This window comes from Agriterribacter sp. (genome assembly GCF_035444585.1).
GTDB lineage: Bacteria > Bacteroidota > Bacteroidia > Chitinophagales > Chitinophagaceae > Agriterribacter.
In genome coordinates this window covers 1-6186 of sequence record NZ_DAOMOZ010000150.1, presented here as the reverse complement: position 1 = coordinate 6186, position 6186 = coordinate 1, and the positions used below count along the sequence as shown (strand labels likewise).

General features: G+C 45.6%; 6 protein-coding genes and 1 pseudogene. 6 read left to right on the top strand and 1 reads right to left on the bottom strand.

From position 1 onward, the window contains the following. From PLH26_RS15140 to PLH26_RS15115, 6 genes are all read left to right on the top strand, one after another. The coding region (locus tag PLH26_RS15140) for an NAD(P)(+) transhydrogenase (Re/Si-specific) subunit beta (protein WP_324586870.1) at positions 1 to 315 on the top strand (315 nt) is incomplete at its 5' end. A gap of 76 nt (positions 316 to 391) precedes the next feature. Continuing rightward, positions 392 to 1792, top strand: coding sequence for a methyltransferase RsmF C-terminal domain-like protein (locus tag PLH26_RS15135; RefSeq protein WP_324586869.1), 1401 nt, complete (start codon positions 392 to 394; stop codon positions 1790 to 1792). A gap of 68 nt (positions 1793 to 1860) precedes the next feature. Continuing rightward, positions 1861 to 2835, top strand: a complete 975-nt coding sequence (locus PLH26_RS15130; protein ID WP_324586868.1) for a muramidase family protein — start codon at positions 1861 to 1863, stop codon at positions 2833 to 2835. 438 nt (positions 2836 to 3273) lie between these two features. Further along, a complete protein-coding gene (locus PLH26_RS15125) occupies positions 3274 to 4719 on the top strand; it encodes a Gfo/Idh/MocA family protein (protein WP_324586867.1) in 1446 nt (481 codons plus the stop codon). A gap of 64 nt (positions 4720 to 4783) precedes the next feature. Continuing rightward, on the top strand, positions 4784 to 5068 hold the full coding sequence (locus PLH26_RS15120) for a 3-keto-alpha-glucoside-1,2-lyase-like domain-containing protein (protein ID WP_324586878.1): 285 nt from the start codon (positions 4784 to 4786) through the stop codon (positions 5066 to 5068). A gap of 216 nt (positions 5069 to 5284) precedes the next feature. Further along, the gene (locus tag PLH26_RS15115) at positions 5285 to 5506 is read left to right on the top strand and encodes a hypervirulence associated TUDOR domain-containing protein (protein ID WP_324586866.1); all 222 of its coding nucleotides are present in this window, start codon (positions 5285 to 5287) and stop codon (positions 5504 to 5506) included. A gap of 60 nt (positions 5507 to 5566) precedes the next feature. On the opposite strand, the pseudogene PLH26_RS15110 reads toward PLH26_RS15115, so the two are convergent. Further along, positions 5567 to 6186: pseudogene (locus tag PLH26_RS15110) on the bottom strand (gfo/Idh/MocA family oxidoreductase); the annotation flags it as partial.

Genomic DNA, 6186 nt, shown 5'->3' with positions numbered 1-6186 from the left:
GCAGATGTGAGCTACGATAAGCTGCAGGAGATGGAACAGGCCAATGAAGCATTTCCGGCAACAGATGTGGTATTGGTGCTGGGCGCCAATGATGTGGTAAACCCTGCTGCTAAAACCGATCCGTCTTCGCCTATTTATGGCATGCCGGTACTGGACGTGGAATTGGCCAGGTCTGTTATTGTAAACAAGCGAAGCATGAAGCCGGGGTATGCAGGCATCGAGAATGATCTTTTCTTTAGTCCTAAAACTTCCATGTTATTTGGCGATGCAAAGAAAGTGCTGCAGGACCTGATCGCCGCGTTAAAAGCATTATAACAGTGTTAAACATTTTCAGCAAAGCAATCCGATACCTGAACCGCAATATATTTGCAGTTTAAAAACCGATCATTATTTGCCTCTTCCCGCAGCATTGATACGCAGCTTACAAAATGTAAACGGCTTTTCACAACAAGCTTTTGAGCAGGTGCATGCATCGGCCGAACAGGTTACTTCTGTTCGCATTAACCCGTTTAAATGGAAGCGCGAACGCTTACCACTTACCACTTACCACCTGCCACCTACCTCTTACCCCTTACCCCTTTCTTCCCCCGTTCCCTGGTGCGCTACCGGCTTTTATCTTCCGGAGCGACCTTCCTTTACACTTGATCCCCTTTTTCACGCAGGGTGCTATTATGTACAGGAAGCCTCTTCCATGTTCCTCGAACAAATGATTAAAACGGTATATCCTTACCATGCAGCGGCAAATTATAAAGTGCTTGATCTGTGTGCCGCTCCCGGAGGTAAAACAACACATCTTTCGGCATTGTTTCCCGAAGGCTTAATAGTATCCAATGAAGTGATCAAAACGCGATCTGGCATTTTAGCGGAGAATGCTGTTAAATGGGGTAGAGAAAATATAGTGGTAACCAGCAATGATGCAGGCGATTTTAAACGTTTGCAGGGCTATTTTGATATGATTGTTGTTGACGCGCCCTGCAGCGGAAGCGGTATGTTCAGGAAAGACCCGGGTGCCATTGGAGAGTGGTCCCTGCAAAATGTGAACCATTGCAGCAAACGGCAGCAACGCATTATTGAAGATGTTTGGCCCACGTTAAAAGAAAATGGTATTCTTGTATATGCTACCTGCTCGTACTCCGTTGAGGAAAACGAAAACATTTTAGACTGGATAGGTAAAAAGCACAATGTTGAATCAGTACGCGTGAACCTGCAGGAAGGTTCCGGTATAGTGGAAACCGGGTCCGGCGAACGGGGTATGTACGGATATCGTTTTTATCCCGATAAAATAAAAGGGGAAGGCTTTTTTATTGCCGGTGTCCGGAAGAAAGAGACGACAGGTACAAGTATGCCAAGGCCCGGGAAGCTGACAAGGGCTTCAGACCGGGAACAAAAGGTAATTGTTCCCTTTTTGGCTGTTCCGGAGCAACTTGAATGCGTGCGCGCCAAAGAAGGAATTGTCGTTCTGAAAAAGACTGATATGGAAGATCTGGCTATGCTTTTTGGAGTATTATATGTAAAAAAAATGGGGGTTAAAGCGGGTAAAATAATAAGGGATGAACTTGTGCCCGCCCATGACCTGGCTCTCAGCACTATTATCGCTTCAAATCCGGAAGCAATAGAGGTACAGAAAGAAACAGCATTGGATTATTTGCGGAAAAAAGATATTGCTGCCGGCAATGCCGCCAGGGGCTGGAATCTTGTAAGATACATGAATTATAACCTGGGCTGGGTTAAAATATTAGCCAACAGGGTGAATAATTATTATCCGCAGCATTTTCGCATATTAAAGCATTGATTTTCACGTTATATTATACGTTTGCATTTTTTACTTATTTTCGTATGTGCTGAAATAAATAATATCTGATGAAAAGACTGGCTATCATATTGTTCTCATTTGGTATTACACTTGCGCTTGCCGCGCAATCTTCTGATCTTATTGTTCAGTCTGAAAATGGTAAATTATTTCTCAATCATACCGTTGCGCCTAAAGAAAACCTGTATAGTATTGGGCGTTTGTATAATATCAGTCCAAGAGAAATTGCCCCGTTTAATCATATGCCTTTGAACAGTGGGCTGGAAATTAACCAGGAGCTTAAAATACCGCTGGAAGCTGTTAATTTTGCGCAGCATGGCACTGCCGCAGGCGATGAGGTTTTTGTTCCTTTATACCATGTGGTCACGCAAAAGGAAGGTCTGTACCGCATAGGGCAGAATTTCAATAAGGCAAGCGTAAGCGATCTTAAAACATGGAACAACCTCAGTTCCGAAAACATCGGTAACGGGCAAAAGTTGATTGTTGGGTTTCTCCGGGTTAAAACCAGCCAGTCGGCGCTGGCCGCGTATGGTGTAAAAAAAACCGGAAGTGTAGCGCAACCGCCGGTTTCGGTGCCACCGGTAGTTGCTAAAGCTGAAAACAAAGCCGTTGTTACCACAAAACCGGTTGAAGAGCCGGTGGTGGTTGAAACAGCTCAAAATACATTTGGCGGCAATGCCGAAGGAACAGGTTTTTTTAAAGGCAGCTACCGTGAGCAGGCGGGTAGTTTTGATGCTTTTAAAAGTGAGATGGGTGTGGCGGCTATTTTTAAAAGTACGAGCGGCTGGCAGGATGCCAAGTACTATGCCTTAATGAACAACGTAACACCGGGTACTATTGTACGCATCACAAATACCAATAATAGCCGCATCATATTTGCCAAAGTGCTGGGAGAGCTTCCACCCGGAAGGGAAAATGAAGGGCTGCTTATCCGCATCAGCAATGCGGCGGCTGCAGAACTCAGGATAAGCGATAAAGAGCCTAAATTTGCGGCTGAAGTTGCGTATGCAAAAGACGGCCGCTGATGCACCCGCAATTTTATACAATGACAATGATACTCGTTTTTAACCGGCGTTATGTTAAACGCAAACATTCGGGTATAGAGTGAATGAGTAGTCAACAATGGATATATCCCTACTGTCAAATATCGTATTCACCATTTAATACCAGCACCCCGATCCCGTTTTGCTGCCCCACGATTTATTTATCACTATAATCTTTTGCATCCTTCAAAAAAAGATGCTGCCTGCGGGTATGCGGATGACCGTTATCTCTCTTCAGTATATTGGCGGCTGGCAGACCGGCTTAACACTGCTTCAAAAAGCAGGCTTGAGCGAAATATGTGATTAAACCATATTTTATGCATTGCCATCAGGTTTACGGGTCCGGCTAAACCATCACACTCAAATTTTTTTAAAATATCCGGGTATAATGTAATAATTTGATTGCTTAAAATCGTATGTATGTCAGAAAAGAAAAACAGATCGCGCAGAAGCTTTATTAAAAATACAGCTTTGGGTGCTGCGGGCTTTATGATCGTGCCCCGCAATGTTTTAGGTAAAGGTGTTATAGCGCCGAGTGATAAACTGATTGTTGCCGGCGTGGGGGTGGGAGGCAAGGGCCGCTCCGACCTCGCTAATTTTTATAAAAGCGGAAAAGCTGAAATAGGCTTTTTATGCGACGTGGATGACCGTATGGCTGAAGAATCGCGAAAAAGATTTCCAAAGGCTAAGTATTATAAAGACTGGCGGGAAATGCTTGATAAGGAAGCCGGATCATTCGATGCCGTTTCTGTATCAACGCCTGATCATACACATGCAGTTGTGGCGATGGCCGCAATGCGCAGGAAAAAACACGTATATGTGCAAAAGCCGCTGACCCACGATATTTACGAAGCCCGCATGCTCACTGAGGCTGCCGACAAATACAAAGTAGTTACCCAAATGGGCAACCAGGGCGCTTCAGGCGACGGTGTACGCCAGATGCAGGAATGGTTTGATGCAGGAGTGATCGGCGATGTACATACTGTATATATATTTACCAACCGGCCAATATGGCCGCAGGGCATTCCCTGGCCTTCGGAAAAACCACCTGTTCCCCGGGAACTGAACTGGGATCTGTGGCTGGGTACCGCTCCGCAAAAGGATTATGTAAACGGTTTGATACCGGGCAGCTGGCGTGGCTGGTGGGATTATGGCACAGGCGCACTCGGCGATCTGGGCTGCCACCTGATGGAAGCTCCATTCAGAATACTGGGACTGGAATATGCGCTCGATGTACAGGCATCCGTAACCAGCGTATTCACCGCTTTTGGCAAACGCGGTTATTTCCCCGACAGTTTCCCGCCGTCAAGTCATGCTACGCTCACTTTCCCAAAAACAAATAAAACAAAAGAGGAAGTGATCATGCATTGGATGGATGGTGGCATAAAACCCGAACGCCCGCAAGAACTGGGAGCTAATGAAGTATTCGGCGATGGCAACAGCGGTATCTTATTTATTGGTACCGGGGGAAAAATGATGGCAAGCGAGTATGCGGCCAATCCAAGGTTGTTACCGCTTAAAAAGACTGAAGAGGTAAAAGTTCCGCAAACCATTAAACGTGTGCCTGGCGGCGCCGACGGGCACTATGCGCAATGGGTAGAAGGTTGTATTGCGGGTTATGGCAATATGGAGCTCAGTGCTCCATTCTCCAAATCGGGCCCGCTCACCGAAGCTATTTTGATGGCCAATCTCGGTATAAGGGCGGCTGATACCCCCAAGCCAAGAGCCAACAGGAGAGGCAATGATTATCCCGGTGCAAATATGAAGCTTCTTTGGGATTATAAAAATATGCGTGTTACCAATCTTGATGAAGTGAATCAGTTTGTAAGGAGGGAATACCGCAAAGGCTGGACGCTCGATTTTTAATGCTTTGAAGTCCCGCGCCATAACGCGGGATTTTTTTCTTTTATTTAAAACTGTATCGTGAAAAATACTTTTTTTTCTTATTGTAACTTTAACGCTTGCGGCTTGCAGCAACAAAAGAATAAGCAACAGCCCTGATGGCAATGACCAATGGCTCAGCCTCTTTGATGGCAGATCATTCGATGGCTGGAAAGAAAGTGAAGGACCTTCGTTCAGCATTGAAGACGGAGCCATAAAGGTTGCGGGTAAACGCTCACACCTGTACTATGACGGGCCGGTACAAAACCACCTGTTTAAGAATTTTGAGATCAAAATGCAGGTAATGACACGGCCCGATTCCAATGGTGGATAGTGAGTAGTGAATAGTGAGTAGTGAATAGTGAGTAGTGAATAGTGAGTAGTGAGTAGTTAATCTCACTTTTCACGATACCGGAAAGTTATCAAATCGTTATTGGTACGATTAAGCTGAAAGCTGAAGACTAAAGGCTGAAAGCAAAAAACATTGCCTGTTCACTTCCCGCAATATTCTCCATCCTGCCTAAATTTGGGGTAGCTAAAAATAATAAATATGGGAAAAGCATTTGTAAAAGGTGATCATGTGAGCTGGAATTCGGAAGCAGGGAGGGTATCGGGTACCATCATTAAGGTGCATACTGCTGATTTCACCTACAAGGGATATACGCATCATGCCACAAAAGAAGACCCGCAGTATGAGATCAAAAGCGACAAAAGCGATCATATTGCCGCGCATAAAGGCCCGGCACTGAGGAAGGTGAAGAAAGAGAAATAGGAATAGCCAGATCTGCCGTGAAAATATTTTCGCAACAGATCCGGGTCCATTCATTTAAAATCAGTATTCATTATTTAACGCGAATGTTGGTTTCCTGTACATCCATTGCCCGCCTGTAAAGTCGGGGAACTCCACGGTTTGGTTGCCCAGCTCAATAGAACTTTCACTCAGTGGCGTAATAGCGCTCCAGGCTGCCGCATCGTACACATCCATGGGCGTGGGCGTTTTCCGTTTGATGGATTCTACCAGCGCATGGATCACAAAAAAATCCATACCGCCATGTCCTGCACCCGCTGATTCTTTGCTCCACCTGGCCCACAGGGGATGGTCATATTTATCCAGCCAGGCTTTGGCATCATCCCACTGGTGTGCTTTGGCTGCTTTATCCTCTATATACATGCCGTTGTTCACGTCCATCCATAATCCCTGTGTGCCCTGTACCCTGAAGCCGAGGGAGTAGGGGCGGGGCAGGTTGGTATCCAGCTGCAGCAAAACGGTTTCTCCATTGGCGCAACCGATATGGGTAGTAACAACATCTCCTAATTTGAACTTAACTTTTGCATTGGGATGATTTTCTCCTCCTTTCTTTACGATATACTGATGTAATCCCCTTGATTTGGTAGAGAAAGAATTTAATGTAATGAAACGGTTGCCCCTGTTGATGTTGATATAGTGCGCTA